The sequence below is a fragment of the Shewanella electrica genome (assembly GCF_022321485.1).
In the GTDB taxonomy this organism is placed as follows: Bacteria; Pseudomonadota; Gammaproteobacteria; order Enterobacterales; family Shewanellaceae; genus Shewanella; species Shewanella electrica.
The window spans coordinates 1-265 of record NZ_JAKOGG010000376.1; the positions used below are offsets into that span (position 1 = coordinate 1).

Sequence of the window (265 nt, forward strand, 5' to 3'; positions counted from 1 at the left end):
TTCTGTTCCTATCTTATAATAATATTCGCCAATTCGGTTTAGTTGAATATCCAAATCTGGAATGATTGAGTATTCATTTAGTTCCTTTGATATCTCAAATACCTAGTCGGTGAATGAAGTTGGTGCAGCACCCCCATTGGACATGTTGAACTTGATGCCAAAATCGGTTGCCGTGTTATGGCTTGCAGTGAGGAGAATACCCCCGATGGAGGATGTCTTCCGGATGAGATTGGAACCAGCCGGGGTAGAGAGTATGGTGTCTTTC

General features: G+C 43.0%; 1 protein-coding gene. It reads right to left on the reverse strand.

Going from position 1 to position 265, the window contains the following annotated elements; translation table 11 throughout:
- Positions 1 to 102: 102 nt before the first annotated feature.
- Positions 103 to 255, reverse strand: coding sequence for a hypothetical protein (locus L9G74_RS22970; protein ID WP_369123390.1), 153 nt, complete (start codon positions 253 to 255; stop codon positions 103 to 105).
- Between the last annotated feature and the right edge of the window lie 10 nt (positions 256 to 265).